This window comes from Synechococcus sp. R8-2, assembly GCF_047461715.1.
Classification (GTDB): Bacteria; Cyanobacteriota; Cyanobacteriia; order Thermostichales; family Thermostichaceae; genus Thermostichus.
This window is the reverse complement of the sequence record NZ_JANSHQ010000198.1, coordinates 1-3122: the sequence shown is the minus strand read 5'-3', so window position 1 is coordinate 3122 and position 3122 is coordinate 1. Positions and strand designations below refer to the sequence as shown.

General features: G+C 60.4%; 4 protein-coding genes. 3 read left to right on the top strand and 1 reads right to left on the bottom strand.

Annotation, left to right across the window (positions count from 1 at the left end):
- Positions 1-42 precede the first annotated feature (42 nt).
- The gene (locus NW819_RS05360) at positions 43-1578 is read left to right on the top strand and encodes a YcjF family protein (RefSeq protein WP_414413119.1); all 1536 of its coding nucleotides are present in this window, start codon (positions 43-45) and stop codon (positions 1576-1578) included.
- Here the strand turns inward: NW819_RS05360 and NW819_RS05355 are convergent.
- On the bottom strand, positions 1575-1889 hold the full coding sequence (locus NW819_RS05355; RefSeq protein ID WP_414413118.1) for a hypothetical protein: 315 nt from the start codon (positions 1887-1889) through the stop codon (positions 1575-1577). The genes NW819_RS05360 and NW819_RS05355 overlap by 4 nt on opposite strands.
- A gap of 186 nt (positions 1890-2075) precedes the next feature.
- On the opposite strand from NW819_RS05355, the gene rpsN reads away from it, so the two are divergent.
- Positions 2076-2381, top strand: coding sequence for a 30S ribosomal protein S14 (rpsN, locus tag NW819_RS05350; RefSeq protein WP_011432985.1), 306 nt, complete (start codon positions 2076-2078; stop codon positions 2379-2381).
- A 57-nt stretch (positions 2382-2438) separates the two neighbouring features.
- Positions 2439-3071, top strand: coding sequence for a ribonuclease D (locus tag NW819_RS05345; protein ID WP_414413117.1), 633 nt, complete (start codon positions 2439-2441; stop codon positions 3069-3071).
- The last annotated feature ends 51 nt before the right edge of the window (positions 3072-3122 follow it).

The window sequence follows — 3122 nt, the reverse complement described above, 5'->3', positions numbered from 1 at the left end:
CCGTCCCGCTGACGCGAACGGTTGTGGCCTTGTTGGATCCCTATGCGGTCGCTTCCTTACCTGCGCTTGCTGCTGTTGTTGGCGCTGTTGGCCTCGTTCGCCGGCCTGATCGTTTGGCTAATCCAATCGTTTCTCGATCTGTACTACGCCACCCGCTACCACCCGATTTTGGGGGGGCTGTTGATCGGGGTGCTGCTGCTGCTGCTGCTGGTGTTTTTGGCCGCTGCCATCTACTACTTGTTTCTGTTTCGCCAACCCGCCCCCAGCAGGAGACCCCCTGCCTTGCCGGAGACGGCTTTGGAAAAGCGGAAAGCGGCGCAACAGAACTTGGCTCAACTGGAGGCGCAGCTAGCGCAAATCCAGGATGAAGTGGCGCGGGCAGCGCTGGCAGAACGGTCGGCTCTGCTGGCCCAACAGTTGGCCCAGCCCCAACTGAAGGTGGTGGTCTTCGGCACCGGGTCGGCGGGCAAGACTTCTCTGGTGAACGCGCTGCTGGGGCGGCGGGCGGGGGCGGTGGGGGCCACTCTGGGCACCACCCAGGCGGTAGCTTGTTACGATTGGAACTTGCCCGGGATCCCGCAGCCGGTGCAGATCGTGGATTGCCCCGGCATTTTGGAGATCGGCCCGGCAGGGGTGATGCGGGAACAGGAGGCGCAAGCCCAAGCCCAAGCTGCCGATCTGCTGCTGGTGGTGGTGGATGGGGATCTGCGCCAGTCAGAGGTGGATCCCTTGCGCCGGTTGATCGCCCTGGGCAAGCGGGCCTTGCTGATCCTGAACAAAGCGGATCGCTACACCTCAGAAGAACGGCAGATCCTCTTGCAACGCCTGCGGGAGCGGGTCTACCCCCTGATTCCACCTCAGGATGTGTTGATAGCTGCCGCTGCTCCAGCCCCTGTGCGGGTGGGATCCCAAACCTGGCGACCGGAGCCGGATGTGGCCGCCGTGCGGGATCGCGTGCAGGCGGTGCTCTATGCCGAGGGGGGATCCCTGGCCTTGGACAATGCCCTGCTGCAATCGCAACAGTTGGGGGAAGAGGCCAAGCGGATTCTCCAAGCCCAACTGCGCCGGCAGGCGGAGGAGGTGATCGATCGCTTTCAGTGGATTGTTACAGGAGTGGTGTTCGCCAACCCCATCCCGGCGGTGGATCTGCTGGCCATTGCCGCCATCAACGCCCAGATGGTGGTGGAACTGGGATCCCTTTACGGCTGCAAGATGGATCTGCAGCAGGGGCGGGAGCTGGCCTTGTCTCTGGCCAAAACCTTAGCCGGCTTGGGCTTGGTGGAAGGAGCGATCCAACTGACCACGGGGATCTTGGCCACCGTTGCCGAGGTAAGCGTCGTCGGTTTTCTGGCGACAGCCCCCATTCAGGCGGCCAGCGCTGGCTATCTCACCCGCATTGCCGGCAAGAGCTTCATTGAGTACTTCCAGCACAACCAAAGCTGGGGCGAAGGGGGGATGCAGGCGGTGGTCAAAGCCCAGGTGCAAAATACCCAAAAATCCGGTTGGCTCAAAGAGTTTGTCCGCGAGGCTTCCCGGCGCATCTTCCGAAATGGGATGGCCAACCCAAGGGATCCCTAATGGCCGCTCAGGGCAATATCGGTCGGCATAAAGGCCAGCTCCATTTGCGCCACATAATCGGCGTAGCTCAGTGCCGGCACGGTATCCCAATCCGCCAAGCCATGCATGCACTTCGACCATTGAATGAAGGCGGCAGGATAGATATAGGCCAAACTGGGATCCTGCAAAACCTCTTTGGGCAGTGGAGAGGCCGACTTCAGCACTGCCAACAGAGCCGGCGGCTTGTGGAGAATCACGCGCGTGGCCTCAATCTGCTCTGGGGAAACCCTAAACTTGGTGGCGATAAACGGGATCACTCTGGAAATGGCCATCACCCAACACCAACCTCGCCTGTAGAGGTAGGTTGCCCCCAAGCCGAGGGGCTGGCCTCAGGGATCCCACGGAGACCGGAAAAACATGGGCAAGGATGGCCGTGGGCGGGCCTGGGATCCCCTTGCTTGGGGCCGCTGCTCCCCGTTATTCTAGTAAAGCTGAAAAATCTGGGGAAACAGTGAGCCGTGGCTAAAAAGAGCATGATCGAGCGGGAGAAAAAGCGCCAACGCTTGGTCGAGAAGTATCGGGAGAAGCGCCAACAACTGAAAGCGGCCATGGCCGATCCCAACATCGACCAGGCCACCCGCATGGAGCTGCACGCCCAACTGCAAAAACTCCCTCGGGCCAGCTCGCCCACACGCCTGCGCAACCGCTGCTGGAAAACCGGGCGCCCCCGGGGTTACTTCCGCGATTTCGGCCTCTGTCGCAACAGCCTGCGGGAAATGGCCCACAGAGGCTTATTGCCAGGTGTGGTCAAGTCTAGCTGGTAGTTGCCTGGCCTTCGCCGCTTGGTTATGCAGCCAAAACACCCTTTTGAGAGATCCTGAGTGGGCCTGCAACCTTTTCAGCTCTGTGACGAAGATCTCACCCCTGCAGTGGCAAAGGCCCTGGCCAGGGAACCTTACCTGGCCGTGGATACAGAAACAATGGGGCTGATCCCGCAGCGGGACAGGCTTTGCGTGGTGCAAATCGCCAACTCCGCCGGTGAGGTGGTGCTGTTGCGGCTGAGCCGCGGGGTAAAGCAGGCCCCCTTTTTGGCGCAGCTGCTGATGGCTCCAAGCATTGAAAAGATTTTCCACTACGCCCGCTTTGACCTGGCGATGCTGCGCTATCACCTGGGGATCCGGGCGTGGCCCGTCTTTTGCACCAAAATTGCCAGCAAACTGGCCCGCACCTACACCAGCAAACACAGCCTCAAAGATGTGGTGAGCGAGCTGTGCGGGGTCGAACTCAACAAAACTGCCCAAAGCTCCGATTGGGGAGCCGTCCACGCGCTATCCGCCGAACAGCTGGAATATGCCGCCAACGATGTTCGCTATTTGATCCCGGTGCGCCACAAGTTGGCGGAGATGTTACGGCGGGAAGAACGCTGGGAGTTGGCGCAGCAGTGTTTCCAACATTTGCCTACTTTGGTAGAGCTGGATCTGTTGGGCTTCAGTAACGTCTTCGAACATCAGTAGGCGGGGCTTTACTTGATAGACAGTCACCGAATTTTCGGGCTGGAGGCCCGC